This window comes from Bradyrhizobium sp. 149 (assembly GCF_023073915.1).
In the GTDB taxonomy this organism is placed as follows: Bacteria; Pseudomonadota; Alphaproteobacteria; order Rhizobiales; family Xanthobacteraceae; genus Bradyrhizobium.
Map to the genome: position 1 here is coordinate 790,372 of NZ_JADPKK010000023.1, position 18,532 is coordinate 808,903.

General features: G+C 62.7%; 19 protein-coding genes. 13 read left to right on the forward strand and 6 right to left on the reverse strand.

Annotated features, from left to right (window positions below):
• Positions 1–8: 8 nt before the first annotated feature.
• Genes pqqD through IVA88_RS31605 form a run of 4 tightly spaced genes read left to right on the forward strand, consistent with a single transcriptional unit; the run spans position 9 to position 3,184 of the window.
• Complete coding sequence (gene pqqD / locus IVA88_RS31590) at positions 9–320, forward strand: pyrroloquinoline quinone biosynthesis peptide chaperone PqqD (RefSeq protein WP_247501083.1); 312 nt, start codon at positions 9–11, stop codon at positions 318–320.
• Positions 317–1,516 (forward strand): pyrroloquinoline quinone biosynthesis protein PqqE, encoded by a 1,200-nt coding sequence (gene pqqE, locus IVA88_RS31595; protein WP_247501084.1) that lies wholly within the window; start codon positions 317–319, stop codon positions 1,514–1,516. The genes pqqD and pqqE overlap by 4 nt, the downstream gene beginning before the upstream one ends.
• Positions 1,506–2,492, forward strand: coding sequence for a prolyl aminopeptidase (gene pip / locus IVA88_RS31600; RefSeq protein ID WP_247501085.1), 987 nt, complete (start codon positions 1,506–1,508; stop codon positions 2,490–2,492). Before pqqE ends, pip begins: the two co-directional genes overlap by 11 nt.
• Positions 2,493–2,506: 14 nt before the next feature.
• Positions 2,507–3,184 carry a DUF4286 family protein gene (locus IVA88_RS31605; RefSeq protein ID WP_247501086.1) on the forward strand — a complete coding sequence of 226 codons (678 nt, stop codon included), beginning with the start codon at positions 2,507–2,509 and terminating at the stop codon, positions 3,182–3,184.
• 34 nt (positions 3,185–3,218) lie between these two features.
• Here IVA88_RS31605 and IVA88_RS31610 read toward each other — a convergent pair whose 3' ends face one another.
• A complete protein-coding gene (locus tag IVA88_RS31610; protein ID WP_247501087.1) occupies positions 3,219–3,641 on the reverse strand; it encodes a hypothetical protein in 423 nt (140 codons plus the stop codon).
• A 337-nt stretch (positions 3,642–3,978) separates the two neighbouring features.
• Between IVA88_RS31610 and IVA88_RS31615 the strand changes: the two genes are divergently transcribed.
• From IVA88_RS31615 to IVA88_RS31625, 3 genes are read left to right on the forward strand one after another with little or no spacing between them, the layout of a single operon-like run.
• The gene (locus IVA88_RS31615) at positions 3,979–5,778 is read left to right on the forward strand and encodes an FAD-dependent oxidoreductase (protein WP_247501088.1); all 1,800 of its coding nucleotides are present in this window, start codon (positions 3,979–3,981) and stop codon (positions 5,776–5,778) included.
• A complete protein-coding gene (locus tag IVA88_RS31620; RefSeq protein ID WP_247501089.1) occupies positions 5,748–7,595 on the forward strand; it encodes a 2-oxoacid:acceptor oxidoreductase subunit alpha in 1,848 nt (615 codons plus the stop codon). Before IVA88_RS31615 ends, IVA88_RS31620 begins: the two co-directional genes overlap by 31 nt.
• Positions 7,592–8,647 (forward strand): 2-oxoacid:ferredoxin oxidoreductase subunit beta, encoded by a 1,056-nt coding sequence (locus IVA88_RS31625; RefSeq protein WP_247501090.1) that lies wholly within the window; start codon positions 7,592–7,594, stop codon positions 8,645–8,647. The genes IVA88_RS31620 and IVA88_RS31625 overlap by 4 nt, the downstream gene beginning before the upstream one ends.
• Before the next feature lie 3 nt (positions 8,648–8,650).
• Here IVA88_RS31625 and IVA88_RS31630 read toward each other — a convergent pair whose 3' ends face one another.
• Both IVA88_RS31630 and IVA88_RS31635 read right to left on the reverse strand, forming a co-directional pair.
• Positions 8,651–9,094 carry a DUF4399 domain-containing protein gene (locus tag IVA88_RS31630; RefSeq protein ID WP_247501091.1) on the reverse strand — a complete coding sequence of 148 codons (444 nt, stop codon included), beginning with the start codon at positions 9,092–9,094 and terminating at the stop codon, positions 8,651–8,653.
• A 17-nt stretch (positions 9,095–9,111) separates the two neighbouring features.
• Positions 9,112–10,638 (reverse strand): SUMF1/EgtB/PvdO family nonheme iron enzyme, encoded by a 1,527-nt coding sequence (locus tag IVA88_RS31635; RefSeq protein ID WP_247501092.1) that lies wholly within the window; start codon positions 10,636–10,638, stop codon positions 9,112–9,114.
• Positions 10,639–10,876: 238 nt separating this feature from the next.
• Between IVA88_RS31635 and IVA88_RS31640 the strand changes: the two genes are divergently transcribed.
• The 6 genes from IVA88_RS31640 to IVA88_RS31665 all read left to right on the forward strand — a co-directional run bounded on the left by IVA88_RS31640 (position 10,877) and on the right by IVA88_RS31665 (position 13,635).
• Entirely contained in the window at positions 10,877–11,494 is a 618-nt protein-coding gene (locus IVA88_RS31640) for a hypothetical protein (protein ID WP_247501093.1), read from the forward strand.
• A 31-nt stretch (positions 11,495–11,525) separates the two neighbouring features.
• The gene (locus IVA88_RS31645) at positions 11,526–11,975 is read left to right on the forward strand and encodes a DsrE family protein (protein WP_247501094.1); all 450 of its coding nucleotides are present in this window, start codon (positions 11,526–11,528) and stop codon (positions 11,973–11,975) included.
• 208 nt (positions 11,976–12,183) lie between these two features.
• Positions 12,184–12,507, forward strand: a complete 324-nt coding sequence (locus IVA88_RS31650; RefSeq protein ID WP_247501095.1) for a metalloregulator ArsR/SmtB family transcription factor — start codon at positions 12,184–12,186, stop codon at positions 12,505–12,507.
• Positions 12,504–12,935 (forward strand): SRPBCC domain-containing protein, encoded by a 432-nt coding sequence (locus IVA88_RS31655; protein WP_247501096.1) that lies wholly within the window; start codon positions 12,504–12,506, stop codon positions 12,933–12,935. Before IVA88_RS31650 ends, IVA88_RS31655 begins: the two co-directional genes overlap by 4 nt.
• A 44-nt stretch (positions 12,936–12,979) precedes the next feature.
• Positions 12,980–13,204 (forward strand): hypothetical protein, encoded by a 225-nt coding sequence (locus IVA88_RS31660; protein ID WP_247501097.1) that lies wholly within the window; start codon positions 12,980–12,982, stop codon positions 13,202–13,204.
• Positions 13,201–13,635 (forward strand): DUF1801 domain-containing protein, encoded by a 435-nt coding sequence (locus IVA88_RS31665; protein WP_247501098.1) that lies wholly within the window; start codon positions 13,201–13,203, stop codon positions 13,633–13,635. Before IVA88_RS31660 ends, IVA88_RS31665 begins: the two co-directional genes overlap by 4 nt.
• A 9-nt stretch (positions 13,636–13,644) precedes the next feature.
• Here the strand turns inward: IVA88_RS31665 and IVA88_RS31670 are convergent, their stop codons facing one another.
• From IVA88_RS31670 to IVA88_RS31680, 3 genes are read right to left on the reverse strand one after another with little or no spacing between them, the layout of a single operon-like run.
• Entirely contained in the window at positions 13,645–15,180 is a 1,536-nt protein-coding gene (locus IVA88_RS31670) for a SpoVR family protein (RefSeq protein ID WP_247501099.1), read from the reverse strand.
• The gene (locus tag IVA88_RS31675; protein WP_247501239.1) at positions 15,177–16,454 is read right to left on the reverse strand and encodes a YeaH/YhbH family protein; all 1,278 of its coding nucleotides are present in this window, start codon (positions 16,452–16,454) and stop codon (positions 15,177–15,179) included. Before IVA88_RS31675 ends, IVA88_RS31670 begins: the two co-directional genes overlap by 4 nt.
• Before the next feature lie 19 nt (positions 16,455–16,473).
• Positions 16,474–18,417 carry a PrkA family serine protein kinase gene (locus IVA88_RS31680; protein ID WP_247501100.1) on the reverse strand — a complete coding sequence of 648 codons (1,944 nt, stop codon included), beginning with the start codon at positions 18,415–18,417 and terminating at the stop codon, positions 16,474–16,476.
• Between the last annotated feature and the right edge of the window lie 115 nt (positions 18,418–18,532).

The following is an 18,532-nucleotide window of genomic DNA, read 5'->3' on the forward strand; positions in this document are numbered from 1 at the left end:
GAACACCGATGGCCGGGCCGCGTCACATCAGCGTCAGCGAGACCAGCCGGCCGGTTCTGCCGCGGCACGCCAAGCTGAAATATGACGAGACGCGGAAGGTCTGGGTGATCCTGGCGCCCGAACGCGTGCTGGCGCCGGACGAGATCGCGGTCGAGGTCTTGCAGCTCTGCGACGGCGAACGCAATGTTGGCGACGTTTCCGACCAGCTCGCGGCAAAATACACCGCGCCGCGCGAGGCGATCCTGGCCGACGTCATCGTCATGCTGCAGGATCTCGCCGACAAGGGCTTTCTCACGGAGGCCCGGGAGAAGACCTCATGAGCGATGTGCTCGGCAATCCCGTCGTCCCGCCCGACGCCAGCGACAGCCTCGCGGTGCTGGAGAAGCAGCGCTCGACGGCGGAGACATTCGGCATTCCGCTGGCCGTGCTGCTCGAGATCACCCATCGCTGCCCACTGCAATGTCCCTATTGCTCCAACCCGGTCGAGCTCGACCGCTCGGGCAAGGAGCTGAGCACCGAGGAATGGAAGAAAGTCCTGAGCGAGCTCGCCGAGATCGGCGTGCTCCAGGTCCATTTCTCCGGCGGCGAGCCGACGGCGCGCAAGGATCTGGTCGAGCTGGTCAAGCATGCCAGCGACGTCGGCCTCTACACCAATCTCATCACCTCGGCGGTGCTGCTGACGCGCGAGCGGCTGAGCGAGCTTGCCGATGCCGGGCTCTGCCACGTGCAGATCAGCTTCCAGGGCGTTGAAGAAGGCCTCGCCGATCGCGTCGCTGGCTACAGAGGCGGGCACCACAAAAAGCTCGAAGTGGCAAAATGGACCCGCGAGCTCGACCTGCCGCTCACCGTCAACGCGGTGATGCACCGGCAGAACCTGCACCACCTCCCCGACATCATCCAGATGTCGGTCGATCTCGACGCCGACCGGCTCGAGGTCGCGAACGTCCAGTATTACGGCTGGGCGTTGAAGAACCGCGCCGCGCTGATGCCAACGGTGGCGCAGCTCGACGAGTGCACCCGCATCGTCGAGGAGGCGCGCGAGCGGCTGAAAGGCCGGCTGACGATCGACTATGTCGTGCCCGATTATTACGCGCTGCGGCCGAAGAAGTGCATGGGCGGCTGGGGCCGGCAATTCTTCAACATTTCGCCGGCCGGCAAGGTGCTGCCCTGCCATGCCGCCGAAAGCATCACCGGGCTCGACTTCGAATCGGTGCGCTCCAACCATTCGATCGCCTGGATCTGGCAGAACTCGGACGCCTTCAACCGCTATCGCGGCACCGGCTGGATGAAGGAGCCGTGCAAGACCTGCGAATTCCGCGAGATCGATTTCGGCGGCTGCCGCTGCCAGGCCTTTGCGCTGACCGGCGACGCCGCCAACACCGATCCTGCCTGCGCGCTGTCGCCGCTGCACGAGACCATCTTCAAGCAGGCCGAGCGCGAGGCCGAGGGCGAAACCAACCGCTTCCTCTATCGCAACTTCGCCGGCGGCACTCTGGAATCCGGGAATGATGCCTGACGCCGACGCGGCCAATGCAGTCAAGCGCGCCGATCCCTTTGCGCCACTGACCTCCGAAATGCTCGATGTCGGCGACGGCCACGAGCTCTATGTCGAGGGCATCGGGCGTGCCGGCGGAATCCCGGCGGTCTATCTGCATGGCGGCCCCGGCAGCGGTTGCCAGCCCGACCATCGCCGGCTGTTTGATCCCGACCGTTTCCATGCCGTGCTGTTCGATCAGCGCGGCTGCGGCCGCAGCCGGCCGAAGGGATCGCGGCAAGACAACACCACGGCGCACCTGGTCGCGGACATGGAAAAGATCCGCGAAAAGTTCGGCTTCGACAACTGGATGGTGGTCGGCGGCTCCTGGGGCGCGACGCTGGCGCTGGCCTATGCGCAGGCGCATCCCGAGCGCGTCTCCGCGATTGCGCTGCGCGCGACGTTTCTCGGCACGCGCGCTGAAGTCGAGATCGCCTTCACCTCGCGCCTGTCGCAGTTCTACCCCGCGCTCTACGAGGATTTTCTGAGCGTGCTGCCGGCCCAGGAGCGCGAGCGGCCGGTCAACGCCTATTGGCGCCGCATCCTCGATGCCGATCCGGCCGTGCATGGTCCGGCATCGCGCGCCTGGCACGACACCGAGCGCGCCTTGTCGGAGCACAAGGCGGCCAAGACGCGGCTGGACCTGGCCTCGCTGAACGTTTGGCGCACATTGCCGGCGACGCCGTTCATGGAGGCGCATTATTTCGTCCAGGACAGCTTCATGACGGAGAACCAGTTGTTGAGGAACGCCGGCAAGCTCATCGGCATTCCCGGCATCATCGTCCAGGGCCGCTACGATCTGTTGTGTCCTCCCGAGACATCCCACGCGCTCGCGAAGGCGTGGCCGGGTTCCGAGATTCGCATCGTGGAAGAAGCGGGCCATTCGCTCTATGATGGCGGCGTGCGGGACGCGGTCATGAAGTCGATCGCAGATCTCGCTTCGAAGATCTCGCGATAACGGGACACAAGAAAATGCCGCTCGCCGGGAAAGGCATGCTGCTGACGTCGATGAACATCGACGCAGCTGATGAAGCCGAGTTCAACCGCTGGTACGATCGCGAGCATCTGGAAGAGCGCGTCGCGATCGAGGGTTTCCTGGAGGCGCGGCGCTATGTCGCGCATGCCGCCAATCCCAAATATCTGTCGCTGTATTCGACCGCGACGCTCGACGTGCTCGACAGTCCCGCCTACCGGGCGCGGCTCGCCAACCAGACCGAATGGTCGCGGCGGACCATGGCGCATTTCAAGAACATGCTGCGTGTGGTCGCGCGCATCACCGTCAGCAACGGCACCGGCCGCGGCGCCGCGCTCGGCCTCATACGGCTGCGGCCAACGCAGGACAATGCGGGTGCATGGCGTGATGCACTGCAAGAAAAGCTGGCACCGGAAACGCGCGAGGGCATCATCTCGATGCATCTGCTCGAAAGCGAGCCGGAATTATCAGGCGCAACTGCGGACATTCCGGCGACGCGCAACGAAGGCGCGCGCGACTGGTTCGTGCTGATCGACGGCACCCATGTCGGCGCGGTCTCGGCTGTCATCGCCGAACGCTTCACCGGCCCTGCTGCATCACCCTTCCCGCTGCCCGTCTCCGTCGGCACTTACGGCCTGATGTGGGACCTCGCGAAGAGCGACATCGCAGTCGGTTGATCTCTCGCGCATTCGTGGGTAAGGCCCAGCCAGCTTATGCGTCTTGATCGCCTCGCTCGATTTCATTCACGTGTTTTCGAGCTAGCTGCCTAATCTTCTGGCTGGCCCATTTTGAATCTCTGGTGTCCGACAGCAGGCCTTTCAAGGTCGCTTTTTCTGCTGCCGCAAGGAATGGGACCCAAACCATCGCGCAATCGGTCCATTGACGTGATTGAGCTTTTAGCGCGGACCCGATGAGTTTCGCGAACGGAAAAGGTGTCGCCGCGTTTGCGTCGCGAGCTATTTGGTCGAGCGCAGTCTTCACCTCGGAGAAGGGCTGCTCCAGCAACAGCCAAGCTCGATAGAAATCGTTGATTTCCTCGAGACGAAACTCTCTATCGTCGGCCTTTATTATCCAGGCGCCAGCTTCGGTGAGGGCAATGCTCAGCCCATTGTCAATCTCAAACTCGGTTGACACAGATCGATCCATCACACGCCCTCACGAGAGATAATTGAAGCGCGGGTTGCGCAATCTGACGCCAATGCCCCTCGACACAAAGCAATACCACACGTGGCCAGCGCATTCGCAACGCAACATATTGCACCGCCGCATTGGTTGCGCGCGGCGCGTTAATGCTGTGCGCGCGCAGCTCCCATGAAAGCGGTCAATCGCGAAAGTTTGCCGTTGTACTTCGAAACGGTTCTAATAAGCTAACCCAATGACGTCATTCAGAAACCAGATCGACGCGCGTTAAGCGTCCGACAAGCTCAAGAAGAGGCCGCCGGGTCCTTGAGCCTGCGCGGACAGGGTAGGAATGAAACCGACCGATATCGCGGCCCCCGACTACTTTCATAAAGTGGTCGATTGCCAATGGGCCTGTCCAGCGCACACCCCGGTTCCCGAATATATCCGACTGATCGCACAAGGCCGCTACAGCGACGCCTACATGATCAATTGGAAATCGAACGTGTTTCCCGGGATTCTGGGACGCACCTGCGACCGTCCATGCGAGCCGGCGTGCCGCCGCGGACGCGTCGAGGAAACGCCGGTCGCGATCTGCCGCCTCAAGCGCGTCGCCGCTGATTTCAAGGACGATATCACGCAACGCCTGCCGAAGCCGTCCGCGAAGAACGGCAAGCGCGTCGCATTCATCGGAGGTGGCCCGGCCTCGCTGACGGTGGCGCGCGACCTCGCGCCGCTCGGCTATCATTGCACCGTGTTCGACGGCGATCCCGAAGCCGGCGGCATGATGCGGACGCAGATCCCGAAATTCCGCCTGCCCAATTCGGTCATCGACGAGGAGACCGGCTACATCCTCAACCTCGGCGTCGACTTCAAGGGCGGTCACCGCATCGAGAGCATGAAGGCGCTGCTCGCGGAGAAGTATGACGCGATCTTCGTCGGCTCCGGCGCGCCGCGCGGTCGTGAGCTCGACGTTCCCGGCCGGAAAGAGGCTGCCGCCCACGTCCATATCGGCATCGACTGGTTGTCCTCGGTCTCGTTCGGCCACACCGACAAAATAGGCAAGCGCGTGATCGTGCTCGGCGGCGGCAACACCGCGATGGATTGCTGCCGCACCGCGCGCCGGCTCGGCGGCGAGGACGTCAAGGTGGTCGTGCGGTCCGGCTTCGAGGAGATGAAGGCCTCGCCCTGGGAGAAGGAGGACGCACTCCACGAGGACGTCCCGATCCTCAACTTCCTCGTCCCCACAGCCTTCGTCCACGACAACGGCAAGCTCACCGGCATCACCTTCCAGAAGGTGAAGGCCGAATACGACGCCAAGGGCCGCCGCAACCTCGTGCCCTCGGGCGAGCCGGACCAGACCATCGAATGCGACGACGTGCTGGTCGCGGTCGGTCAGGAGAACGCCTTCCCCTGGATCGAGCAGGATTGCGGCATCGAGTTCGACAAATGGCACATGCCCAAGGTCGATCCGAAAACCTTCGTCTCGACCAACCCAAAGGTGTTTTTCGGCGGCGACGCCGCGTTCGGTCCGAAGAACATCATCTGGGCGGTGGCGCAGGGCCATGATGCCGCCCTGTCGATCCACAAGATGCTCTCGGGCGAGGACATCACCGAGCGGCCATTGCCGGAGGTGCACATCTCCTCGCAGAAGATGGGCATCCACGAATGGAGCTATGACAACGACATCTCCAACGACAAGCGCTTCAAGGTGCCGCATCGCGACAAGGTGATCGCGCTGAAGGACATCCGCACCGAGGTCGAGCTCGGCTACGACGTCAAGCTCGCGCTCGGCGAAGCCCATCGCTGCCTGAACTGCGACGTGCAGACCGTGTTCTCGACCTCGCTCTGCATCGAGTGCGATGCCTGCGCCGACATCTGCCCGATGGATTGCATCACTTTCACGGACAATGGCGAGGAAGGCGACCTCCGTCAGCGCCTGAAAGCGCCCTCGCTGCACCCCGACCAGGATCTTTACGTCTCCACCGATCTCAAGACCGGGCGCGTGATGGTCAAGGACGAGGACGTCTGCCTGCATTGCGGGCTGTGTGCCGAGCGCTGTCCCACCGGAGCCTGGGACATGCAGAAATATTTGATCGAGATGACTCACGCAGGTTCAGCATGTCCGACAAAAAGCCGATCAGCAGCGTAAACGACTTCGTCGTCCGCTTCGCCAACGTCAACGGATCGGGCTCGGCCAGCGCCAACGAGATGTTTGCGCGCGCGATCCTGCGCCATGGCGTTCCGGTCAGCCCCCGTAACATCTTCCCCTCCAACATCCAGGGCCTGCCGACCTGGTACGAGGTGCGGGTCACGGAAGACGGCCATCTCGGCGCCCGCGGCGGCGTCGACATGATGGTGGCGATGAACCCGCAGACCTGGGACAAGGACGTCGCCGGCATCGAGCCCGGCGGCTATCTGTTCTACGATTCCACCAAGCCGATGCCATCGACGAAATTCCGCGACGACATCACCGTGATCGGCGTGCCCCTGACCGCGATCACCAACTCGACTTACACCGATCCGCGCCAGCGCCAGCTGTTCAAGAACATCATTTATCTCGGCGCGCTCTCGGCGCTGCTCGACATGGACCCGAAACTGATCGAGCAGCTGATCGGCGAGCAGTACAAGGGCAAGGAGAAGCTCTTGTCCTCCAACGTCCACGCGCTGCATCTCGGCCGCGACTGGGCGCTGCAGAACCTGAAATGCCCGACCGGGCTGCGGGTGAAGAAGTCCGACAAGGTCGGCGACCGCATCTTCATCGAGGGCAACAGCGCCGCCGCGCTCGGCGCCGTCTACGGCGGCGCCACCGTGTGCGCGTGGTATCCGATCACGCCGTCCTCGTCGGTGGCGGAGGCCTTTACCGCCCACTGCAAAAAGTACCGGCATGATCCGGAGTCCGGCAAGGCGAAATACGCGATCGTGCAGGGCGAGGACGAACTGGCCTCGATCGGCATCGTGATCGGCGCCTCCTGGAACGGCGCGCGCGCCTTCACCGCCACCTCCGGCCCCGGCATCTCGCTGATGACGGAGTTCATCGGCCTGTCGTATTTCGCCGAAATCCCGGCCGTGATCATGAACATCCAGCGCGCCGGTCCGTCGACCGGCATGCCGACCCGCACCCAGCAATGCGACATCATCGCCTGCGCCTATGCTTCGCATGGCGACACCAAGCACGTGCTGCTGTTCCCGGAGGATCCCGCTGAAGCGTTCGAGTTCGCGGCCGCGGCTTTCGATCTCGCCGAGCGGCTCCAGACCACGATCTTCCTGATGCTCGACCTCGATATCGGCATGAACCACCGGCTCTGTCGTCCGCTGAAGTGGGACGACGCCAGGCAATATGACCGCGGCAAGGTGATGACCGCGGAGATGCTGGACGAAGGCCGTGATTTCGGCCGCTATCTGGACGTCGACGGCGACGGCATCCCCTACCGGACCTATCCCGGCACGCATCCGACCAAGGGCTCCTATTTTACCCGTGGCACGTCGCGCGATCGCTATGCGCGCTACTCCGAAGAAGGCACGGTCTACGTCGACAACATGCAGCGTCTCATGCGCAAGTTCGAGACGGCGCAGGATCTGGTGCCGCGGCCGCTCCAGGCCAATGCGGAACGGCCGACCAAATACGGCGTGATCTATTTCGGCTCGACCACCCCGGCGATGGACGAGGCGATCGGACTTTTGGAGGCACGGGGCCATCAGCTCGACCGCCTGCGCATCCGCGCCTTCCCATTCCACTCGAGCGTGGCGAGCTTCCTGGCCGAGCACGATTTCGTCTACGTCGTCGAGCAGAATCGCGACAGCCAGCTGCGCCAGCTCATCGTCAACGAGAACGGCATCGACCCGGTGCGGCTGGTGCCGATCGTGCATTACGACGGCTCGCCGATCACCGCCCGCTTCATCGCAAAAGCTATTGGCGACCACCAGGATCACCTCAAGGTGACCCCGCTCCGCAAGGCCGTGTCATGACCTACATCGCAAAGCCGAAATTCCACCATCCCGGGCTGAAGAAGAACGAGCTCGGCTACACCCATCGCGACTACGAAGGCAAGATCTCGACGCTGTGCGCCGGCTGCGGCCATGACTCGATCACGGCCTCGATCATCGAAGCCTGCTATGAGCTTTCGATCGAGCCGCATCGCGTCGCCAAGATCTCCGGCATCGGCTGCTCGTCGAAGACGCCGGACTATTTCCTCGGCAATTCGCACGGCTTCAACTCGGTGCACGGCCGCATGCCGTCGGTCCTGACCGGCGCCAATCTCGCCAACCGCGACCTGATCTATCTCGGCGTCTCCGGCGACGGTGATTCCGCCTCGATCGGCTTCGGCCAGTTCGCGCATTCGATCCGGCGCGGCGTCGACATGACCTATATCGTCGAGAACAACGGCGTCTACGGCCTGACCAAGGGCCAGTTCTCGGCCACCGCCGACCGCGGCTCGAAGTCAAAGAAAGGCGTCACCAACACCGACAACGCCATCGACCTCGTCGCGATCGCGCTGCAGCTCGGCGCCACCTTCGTCGCGCGCTCGTTCTCCGGTGACAAGACCCAGCTGGTGCCGCTGATCGCGGCCGCGATCCGCCACAAGGGCGCGTCGTTCATCGACGTCATCAGCCCCTGCATCGCCTTCAACAACCATGCCGGCTCGACCAAGAGTTTTGACTATGTCCGCGAGCACAATGACGCGGTGAACCGGCTCGACGTGCTGGTCGGCCGCGATCCCATTGCGGTGGATTACGCACCAGGCACGGTGCAAATGGTCGAGCAGCATGACGGCAGCAGTATCGCGCTGCGCAAGATCGACGCCGACTACGATCCGCATGACCGGCTCGGCGCCCAGACTTTCCTGCAAAAGCACGCGGCAAAGGGCCAGATCGTCACCGGCCTGCTCTACGTCGACCCTGATGCGGAAGATCTGCACGAGCATCTCAACACCGTCGAAACGCCGCTCAACACGCTGGAAGCGGACGCGCTCTGCCCCGGGTCGGCGGTGCTGGACAAGTTCAACGCCAGACTGCGGTGATCCCTACCGCCCTGCGGCGGGCTGCCTGACGCGGACGGTGATCTTCTCCGACACGATGGGCGGCTCGAACGGATAGTGCCTGGCATCGCCCAGCACGAGTTGAAGCGTGTGCGTCCCGGGCGGAAGCTCGAGCAGCGTTTCGGTCTGCCCTGCTCCGAAATGCAGATGCGACTTGTCCTGCAGGATCGGCTCCTTGGGATCGACGGGGTCGTTGACGTCGATCAGCAAATGATGATGACCGGCGTTCTGATACTCGTCGCCGGCATGGGTCACTCCCATGTTGCGCAAGCCGAACCGGACCCAGAATCCGCCGCGGACCTTCTGCCCGTCATGCGGGGTGATGAAATAGAGCTTTGCGTCCTTGGGAGCTGTCTTGCCTTGCGAGAAGGCGACCCCCGGAAGCAATGCGAGCGCCGCCGCCAGCGCGACGCAACGAAGGATCTGCATCAAACCAACTCCACCACTTAAGGACTGAGCGCCACGCGGAATCCGTGCGTCGGATAACGAACATTGGTGTCGTAGCCATCGCGGTTGGACGGCCGCACATATCTCGAATCGTTCTTCCAGGAGCCGGAGCGCAGGACGTGAGCGCTGCAGTCCCCGCTGCTCCAGGCCGAGCCGTCGCCGGGCGCGCCCTGATAGGTCTTGTGCCAGCAGTCCTCGACCCACTGATCGATACCGCCGCCCATGTCGTGCAGCCCGAACGGATTCGGCCTGAAGCTACCGACCTTCGCTGGCTGCTCGGCCGCGAGATCACCGCAATCCTTGCAACCGGCCACGCCCGGCTGCAGCTTGTCGCCCCACCAATATTTGGTCTGCGTTCCGCCCCGCGCGGCGTATTCCCATTCGGCTTCGCTCGGAAGCCGATAAGCCTTCTTGGTCGCCTGAGCGAGATAGGCCGCATATTGCTGCGCGTCTGTCCAGCTCACATTGCTGACCGGCGCATCGTCCTTGCCGATCGCTGTGAAGCCGCACGCCTTTGCAGCGGCGCACTCGTTCCATTCCTGCACGGTCACCGGATATTTTCCGATCGAGAACGGCTTGATCGTGACCTGGTGGACAGGACGCTCGGTCGGGTCGTCGTTGCTTCCCATCGCAAAGCTGCCGCCGCGAATGGCCACCATCTCGGGTTCGCGGACGGGAATGGCCGATTGACTTGGCGCGGGAGAGGGCGACGGAGATGACGAAGCCGACGAGGGAGAAGGCTGTGGCGTCTGCGCCGCCGCGTCGCGCGGCGGAGGCTGCGCACTAGGTGATGCGGCTGGAGAAGCGGTGGGCACGGCCGCCTGCTCGCTCACCTTGCCCGGTGCCTGAGCCAGCAGATACCACAGCACGCCGGCGGCAATCACCGACAGCGTGATTCCGAGGAGAAAGATTAGAGCATTCTCGCGCCGCCCCCGTGTTCTGCCGACCGCATCTGCATCCGGCAGCACGCGATAGACGCGCACGGGATCGGTGATGTTCTTGACCTTGCGGTCCCCGAGCGACTCGTAACCGCACACGACCTTGTGCTTGATCTGCTCGTAGATCGCGCCGGAGATATAGACCTGGCCCGGCTCGGCGATGCCCTCGATGCGCGTGGCGATGTTGACGCCGTCGCCGTAAACGTCGTCAGGCTCTACGATGACGTCACCGAGATTGACGCCGATCCGGTACTCGATCCGGGTATCCTTCGGAAGCGAGGCGTTGCGGCCGATGAGATTCTGCTGGATGACGATGCTGCATCGCACGGCCTCGACCGGACTGTCGAAAATCGCGATGAAGCCATCGCCCGTGGTCTTCACCAGGCTTCCATGGTGCTCGACGATGCTGGGCTGGATAAGATCCCGCTCGATCCGCTTGACGCGGACGTGCGTGCCCTCCTCGTCCGCCTGCATCAGGCGACTGTAAGACGCGATGTCACCGACAATGATGGCCGCGAGACGACGAGGCATAGGGCCGTGTGAAGGCGGCTCGTCATTCCCGGATCTGAAGTTGCGAATTTCACCCATTGCGGGGGGACTCCACAAACTTGCAAAGGCAGGCCCCAGCCTACGACTGCCAAAGGCGATCGTCTGTGAACGCTATCACATCGATGAAATGGGGCAATCTCGGAGCGATCGTCGGCATCGAGTTCCGAACGGCGAAGGCGTCACATCGATTGAACCTTCGCGACCCCACCGATGACTAATGCCCTGCATCTGGGCCGCGTCTACAGCGTACAGCTCAGCCGCCGCACGTGAGGCCATCATGAAGCTTTCTCTCATTGCCGCCGTCTTCGTTGCCGCGTTCGGCGCCGCCCACGCCGAAAAGGCCGACGACATCCGCGAGGCCAGCAAGGCCGAAGCCGAGACCTTCAACGCACGCATGTATGCGGGCGCACCCGGCGATAAGGCCTATGCCTGCTTCGTGCGGCACTACGACGCCGAGCATCTGGCGCGGCATCCGAAGCAGAAGGTCGCCGCGATGAAGCTGCTGATCTCGGCGGAATTGGACTCGGAGGACAAGCAGCTCCACAACTCCTTCCGCCTCGGATTCAAATACCGTCACCGCTCCGGCGATTTCGACACCAGCGGCTCCTGCCATCATGCCGTGTTCACCAAGGACGGCGCCGAGATCCGGCTCGGCTGCGGCGTCGACTGCGAGGGCGGCGGCATCGGCGTCGCGCTGTCGAAGGACGACAAATCGGCGATGGTGCGGCTGGCGCGGGTCAGGGTCTGGCAGAACAACAAGCCGGATGAGGATGCCGAGCAATCACTGGTCGCCGGCGCCGATGACGGGATTTTCCGCCTAGATCGAATGGACAACAGGGAATGCGCCTCGCTCGTGACCGACCGCAAGGAACTCGCCGCGCTCCGTCACAAATGATATGTGTCCAGCGCAATCGAGGGAGATCGTCATGAATCGCCGGAACATCTTGTGGAGCGCGCTCTCAGGCCTGGGCGCGGCGCTTGGCGCCTCCAGCGCGAAGGCCGCGACGGAAGCCGGCACGAGCAACCAGCTGAAGGTGGTCTACCACCTGAGCGATGCCGAGAAGGTCAATTTCGTGCTCGGCAATATCCAGAACCACATCGACGGCGTCGGCGGTCCGGACCATGTGACGATCGCGCTGGTGATCCACGGGCCCGCACTTAAGGCGTTTCACTGGGCGCAGGCCAACCCCGACATCAGCAAGCGCGTCGGCGATTTCTCCAAGGACGGCGTCGAGCTTGCCGCCTGCGGCAACACAATGAAGGCGCAGAACGTCACTCTCGCGGATCTCTTGCCGGGCTTCGTCAGCGCCGAAAAGGGCGGCGTGGTCCGTTTGGCGGAGCTCCAGTGGCAGGGTTATCTCTATCTGCGGCCGTAGGCTCGCGCGCTCGCGCAGCCATTCTCCGTCATTGCGAGGAGCCCTTGCGACGAAGCAATCCAGTCTGCCTCCACGGAGGGACTGGATGTGCTTCGCTTGCGCTCGCAATGACGGAGGATGTGGCGCCCCGCCGAGCGTCACATCGCGCTTGACTTATCCATAACTACAGGGTTATGAATTAATCCATAACTTACAAGTTATGGATCTCATGTCCGCCGCGCACGACCTTCTGTTCAGGACGCTCGCCGACCCCACCCGGCGGGCGATCTTCGAGCGATTGTGCCGCGAGGGCGAACAGACGGTCGGGGCACTGACGGCGTTGTCAGGGGTCTCCCAGCCGGCGGTCTCCAAACATCTCGGCGCGCTGAAGCAGGCTGGCCTCGTGCGCGACCGGCATCAAGGACGTCAGACGCATTACAGCGCCCAGCCCGGCGCGCTCAATCCGTTGATCGACTGGACCAGCCAGATGGCCGGGTTCTGGCAGAACCGGCTCGACGCGCTCGACGATCTCCTGAAGAGGATGGACCAATGACCGAAGCTGCCGCCGATATGCGTTCCGTCGTCATCGAGCGCGAATTTGCCTTTCCGGCAGAACGGATCTGGCGTGCGCTGACGCAGCCGCATCTGATCGAAGAGTGGCTGATGAAGAACGATTTCAAGCCGACCGTCGGCCACCGCTTCAACCTTCGCGGCGAGTGGGGCGGCGTGCTGGACTGCGAGGTCCTCACCATCGAGCCGCAGAAGACGCTCGCCTACACCTGGAATTTCTCGCATGACGACGCGGCGTTCGATCTCAAGAGCGTCGTGACCTTCACGCTGACGCCGACGGGCGCAGGCACGCATCTGCGTGTCGAGCAAGCCGGCTTCAGCCCGACGCAGAAGCAGGCTTTTGGCGGCGCGCATGCCGGCTGGAAGCAGTTTTTCGCCAAGCTGGACGAGCTGCTGGCAAGAGCAGACTAGCTCGGCCACCGGCCTTCATTCGATCATCTCAAGAGGAGGTTTCATTGACCGGGAATATGTGGGTTCGGCAGATCCATCGCTGGCTGTCGATCGCTTTCACCCTCGCCGTCATCGCCAATATCGTCGCCATGACCATGCAGGTCCAGGCCGTGTGGATCGGCTTCCTCGCGCTCGTCCCATTGATCCCGTTGCTCGCGACCGGGCTCTATATGTTCGCGCTACCATATCTTGGCCAACGCGACGGCACGCAACGCGAGGCGAGGTCATGAAGAAGACCGTGACCGCGACAAAGAAGGACGCGAATGGGCCGTCGCCCTCCAAGCTGATCGACGGCAGGATCAAGGAGCTTGGCGACTGGCGCGGCGAGATGCTCGGGCGAATCCGCGACCTGATCAAGGAGGCCGATCCTGAAATCGTCGAGGAATGGAAGTGGCGCGGCGTGCCGGTGTGGGAGCACGACGGCATCATCTGCACCGGCGAGACCTACAAGGCCGTGGTGAAGATGACGTTTGCCAAGGGCGCCGCACTGGACGACCCCGCCGGCCTGTTCAATTCCAGCCTCGAGGGAAATGTGCGGCGCGCGATCGATTTTCGCGAGGGCGAGAAGATCAACGAGAAGGCTTTGAAGGCGCTGATTCGCGCAGCCGTGGCGTTGAACGCGTCCAAAGCCAAGAAGAAGCCGGCCAAACGGCCTGCATAGACGGCTGCGTCAGGCCACCGCCGAGATCGGGCGCGGGCTCACGACATATTCGCGCAGCACCTTGTCGTTGGCGTCGACCTCGATCAGCGCGACGTCGTAGGTCCAGAGATCGGCCAGATGCTGGAGCACGCGCTTGGCGTCGGTCTCGTTGAGCTGCGAGCCCTTAATGACATGGTGATGCAGGATCAGCCGCCGATCGCCGGAGAGATCGACGTCGACCACCTCGATATTGGCGTCGATGTAGCCGACATCGTGCTGTCGCGCGAGCTCGCGCCGGACGCGGCGGAAGCCGCGCTCGTCGTGAATGGCGTCGACCCGGATGCCGGCGCGCTCCTCGGGGTCGTCATGCAAGTGGAACATGCGGAGGTGCCGCATCAGCTTCGGGCTCAGGAACTGGGCGATAAAACTCTCGTCGCGGTAGTTGGCCCAGACGTCGCGCAGCACGCCCATCACGTCGTTCTTGCCGGCGATGTCCGGGAACCACTCACGGTCCTCGTCTTCCGGCCTGGTGACGATGCGCTCGATGTCCTGCATCATGGCGAAGCCGAGCGCATAGGGATTGAAGCCCGAGTAGCGCGGGTCGTCGAACTCCGGCTGGAACACGACGTTGGTGTGTGACTGCAGGAATTCGAGGAAATTGCCGTCGCTGATGCGGCCCTGCTGATGCAGCTTGGTCATGATGCGATAGTGGACGTAGGTCGCCGTCCCCTCGTTCATCACCTTGGTCTGGCTCTGCGGATAGAAATACTGCGCGATGTGGCGGACGATGCGCAACAGCTCGCGCTGCCAGGGCGCCAGCCGCGGCGCGCTCTTCTCCAGGAAATACAGCAGGTTTTCCTGCGGCAAGCCGAGCAGCTTGCGGCGGCGTTCCAGGGAGATCGCTGAGCGGGTCTTCGACGCCCCCTTGGGCACGGTGCGCCAGAGATCATTGAAGACCTCCTCTTCGTGCTGGCGCCGACGGCCGGCACGCTTCTCTTCCTCGCGCAAATCCAGCTTCTTCTTGCCGGGATAGCGGTCGATCCCGTGCGACATCAGCGCATGCGCGGCATCCAGCGTGCGCTCGACCTCGACGCGGCCGTAGCGATCCTCGCACTGCATGACGTAGTTCTTGGCGAAATCCAGATAGTCCAGGATGCCGTCGGCGTCGGTCCACTGCTTGAACAGATAGTTGTTCTTGAAGAAGTGATTGTGCCCGAAGGCGGCGTGCGCGATCACCAGGGTCTGCATCGTCGCCGTGTTCTCCTCCATCAGATAGGAGATACAGGGCGAGGAGTTGATCACGATCTCATAGGCGAGCCCCATGAGGCCCTTGCGATAGGAGGCCTCGTGATACGCAAAATGCTTTCCGAACGACCAGTGCTTGTAGAACAACGGCATGCCGACTGACGAGTAGGCGTCCAGCATCTGCTCGGCGGTGATCACCTCGATCTGGTTCGGATAGACGTCGAGCCCGAGATCTCTCGTCGCCACCTCCTCGCAGGCATCCGTGATGCGCTGCAAGGTCTGAAAATCCCAATCGGCGCCTTCGAACAAGCGTTCCGTCATGGAGCGGCTTTCTCCTGGGCAGTTTCGCGGCGCTGGAACAGATCGTGGAACACCGGAAAGATCTCGCTGCGCTCGCTGACCTTGCGCATCGAGAGCGGTGCGCCGCTGTTGCGCAGGCGCTCATAGAGGGTCCAGAGCGAGGAATCGGACAGATCGAAGGCGCTGCCGCCGGACTCGCCGACCTCGAGATAGGCGAAAAACTGGCAGACCGGCAGGATCTTGTCGGTCAGCAGCATGCCCGTGAGCTCGCCGTCGGAATAGGAATTGTCGCCGTCGGAGGCTTGCGCGGCGTAGATATTCCAGTCCGACGGGCTGAAGCGTTCGCGCACGATCTCGTGCATTGCCTGCAGCGCGCTGGAGACCAATGTGCCGCCCGAGGCCGGGCCGTAGAAGAAGGTCTGCTCGTCCACCTCCTCGGCGCGGTCGGTGTGGCGGATGAAGACGATGTCGACGTGCTTGTAGCGGCGTTTCAGGAACACGTAGAGCAGCATGTAGAAGCGCTTGGCGAGATCCTTCATGTGCTCGGACATCGAGCCCGACACGTCCATCAGGCAGAACATCACGGCCTGGGCAACGGGCTTCGGCACCGTCTCAAAGCGGCGGAAGCGGATGTCGAGCGGATCGATGAAGGGAATGCGCTTAATCTTGGCTTTCAGCTTTTCCAGCTGGGCAAGCAGCATCACACGCTCGTCCTCATCCGTGCATGCGGCGATCGCGGCTTCCAGCTCCTCGATCTCGTCCTTGCGCGGACGCTTGAGCGCGATGCGGCGCGCAAGCGCAAGCCGCACCGTCCGGCTGACCGAAATGTTGGACGGCGAGCCGGAGGTGGTATAGCCGGCGCGCTGGATGCCCTCGCTCTCCGTGTGCGCGATCTTGCGCTTGGCAAGATCCGGCAGCTCGAGATCGTCGAGGAAGAGATCGACGAACTCGTCGCGGCTCAGCACGAAGCGGAAGGCGTCCTCGCTGTCGCCTTCGCCGGGGCCGGAATCCTTGGCGCTGCCCTGGCCTGAGCGCTGGAGGTAGTCGCCCTCGATGAACTTCTTGTTCCCGGGCAATACCATGTCACGCGTTCCGCCGTCGCGGCGGAAGCGCGGCTCGTGCATGCCGTCGAGCGGGATCGTGACCTCACCACCCTCCAGGACGTCCTTGATGTCGCGTTCCTGCGAGGTCTTCTTGACGGCGCCCTGCACCAGGGATTTGGCCCGACGCAAGAACCGCTGCCGGTTCTCAAGACTCTTGCCGCCTGGATTCAGGCGCCTGTCAATAATGTGAATCGGCACTTTTCCATCCGCCTCAACCGGCCTGCTTCACGCGCATGTACCATTCGACGAGCCGGCGAACCTGACGCTCGGTGTAGCCACGCTCCACCATGCGTGCGACGAATTCGCCGTGCTTCTTCTCCGTCTCGCCGTCCTTCTTCGACCCGAAGGAGATGACCGGAAGCAGGTCCTCGACCTGCGAGAATATCCGCTTTTCGATCACATCGCGAATCTTCTCGTAGGAGATCCAGGTCGGATTCTTGCCACCGTTCTGGGCGCGCGATCGTAACGAGAATTTGACCACCTCGTTGCGGAAATCCTTCGGGTTGGCGATGCCCGCCGGCTTCTCGATCTTGGTCAATTCCTGGTTCAAGAGTTCGCGATCAAGCAGCTGGCCGGTATCGGCATCCTTGAAATCCTGGTCCTCGATCCAGGCATCGGCATAATCGACGTAACGGTCGAACAGGTTCTGGCCGTAATCCGAGTAGGATTCGAGATAGGCCTTCTGGATCTCGTTGCCGATGAACTCGGCATAACGCGGCGCCAGATCCGCCTTGATGAACTCGAGGTAGCGCTTCTCGACTTCCTCGGGCAGCTGCTCGCGTTTGATCGACTGCTCCAGCGCGTACATCAGATGCACGGCGTCGGCGGCGACTTCCTGCGGATCATGGTTGAAGGTGGCAGCAAGGATCTTGAAGGCAAAGCGCGTGGAGACACCGTCCATGCCCTCGTCGACGCCGGCGGCATCACGATATTCCTGGACGCTGCGCGCCTTCGGATCGGATTCCTTCAGGCTTTCGCCGTCGTAAACCCGCATCTTGGCGTACACCGTGGAATTCTCGTGCTTGCGCAGGCGCGACATCACCGAGAACCGCGCCAGGGTCTCCAGCGTCGAGGGCGCGCAAGGCGCCGCCGCCAGCTCGGAGCCCTGGATCAGCTTCTCGTAGATCTTCTGCTCCTCCGTGACCCGCAGGCAGTACGGCACCTTGATCACGCAGATGCGGTCGATGAAGGCCTCGTTGTTCTTGTTGGCCTTGAAGCTCGACCACTCGGCTTCGTTGGAGTGCGCGAGGATAACGCCGGTGAACGGGATCGCGCCGATGTTCTCGGTGCCGATGTAATTGCCTTCCTGCGTCGCGGTGAGCAGCGGGTGCAGCATCTTGATCGGCGCCTTAAACATCTCGACGAACTCGAGCACGCCCTGGTTGGCGCGGTTGAGGCCGCCGGAATAGCTGTAGGCGTCAGGATCGTTCTGCGCGTAGGTTTCGAGCTTGCGGATGTCGACCTTGCCGACCAGCGAGGAGATGTCCTGGTTGTTCTCGTCACCCGGCTCGGTCTTGGCTATCCCGATCTGGCGCAGCCGCGACGGCTGGATTTTTGCGACGCGAAACTGGGAAATGTCGCCGCCGAAGGCTTCCAGCCGCTTGTAGCACCACGGGCTCATCAGGCCGGTGAGACGGCGGCGCGGAATGCCGTATTTCTCTTCCAGCATCGGGCCGAGCTGATCCGGGTCGAACAGGCTGAGCGGGCTTTCGAACACCGGGCTCAGCTCGTCGCCGGCCTTGAGCACGTAGATCGGATGCACTTCCATCAGCGACTTCAGCCGCTCGGCGAGCGAGGATTTGCCGCCGCCGACCGGACCGAGCAGGTAGAGTATCTGCTTGCGCTCTTCGAGGCCCTGCGCCGCGTGACGGAAGAAACCGACGATGCGCTCGATGGTTTCTTCCATGCCGTAGAAGCCGGCGAAGGCCGGATAGGTGCGGATCGTGCGGTTCAAAAAAATACGGCCAAGGCGTGGGTCCTTGGCCGTGTCAATCGTCTGGGGCTCACCGATCGCTGCGAGCAGTCGTTCGGCCGCGTTCGCGTATTTCATGGGATCGCTTCGACACGATTCCAGATATTCCGCCATCGACATGTCGTGTTGGCTTCTCGCCTCGAACGACTTAGCGAAAGCGTTGAATAGAGAATCGTTATACATGATCCCTCTCCGCGTGAGTTCCGCTACACAACTGAACGAAAGCAGCGACCGGACCGTTCCTTAGCGCCACTCTCGAATCAGCGTGAGCACATGACGATCATTCGACACCCGGGCG